1 protein-coding gene is annotated in these 606 nt (G+C 57.6%); it reads left to right on the top strand.

Features of this window, described 5'->3' with window-relative positions; translation table 11 throughout:
* Positions 1-206: 206 nt before the first annotated feature.
* Positions 207-606: hypothetical protein (locus EOA79_RS28910; protein WP_164747207.1), on the top strand; the 400-nt coding region annotated here is incomplete at its 3' end.

Below are 606 nucleotides of genomic sequence, written 5' to 3'. Positions count from 1 at the left end.
TCGTCCTGGTCGGCCGCCTTCACGGGTCACCCAACTCGCGCGGAAGGTCGACCGCATTGCGACGGGCGCGTGTCGACTTCCCAACAATGTCAGACAGGAGACGCAACGCTATCGGAGCGATCGCATTGCCCGAAACGATTTTCCCAGTTGGCACGACAATTGCGGTCCTATGCGCAAAAGCAAACTAGACCTGAGAGCCGCACCGCATGAATGTAGCCTCCCAATATCTGCCGCTTGTGGCGCATCACGAAGCCGGGCACGCGGTGGCCGCCATCGTTTTGCACCGTCAGACGTTCGACGACGACCGTGAACTCCCTGCTTTCTCAAGTGTTAGTATTTACCCCGACGTCGGTGACGGAGAGTGCGGTGGTGTTGTCGAAGGCGCGGGTTTTTATTCAGCGCAAGGATTCACCTCGAAGCGAAAGCCGATTTTCGAGGACGATATGGATCGATGTTTGGAACGCGATGATGCGATCCGGGAGATAGTTGCGTGTCTGGCAGGTCCTTTTGCAGAATCCGCATTCGAAGGCTATCTGGACCCGCGCGATATGGCGATGAATGCGTCCGATGGGAATGAGGGGAGCAGCGACTACGCGGATGCCAAGC

It is taken from the genome of Mesorhizobium sp. M1A.F.Ca.IN.020.03.2.1 (assembly GCF_004023205.1).
In the GTDB taxonomy this organism is placed as follows: domain Bacteria; phylum Pseudomonadota; class Alphaproteobacteria; order Rhizobiales; family Rhizobiaceae; genus Mesorhizobium.
Note: the sequence above shows the minus strand (reverse complement) of the source record. Positions and strands in the feature narration are given on the sequence as shown.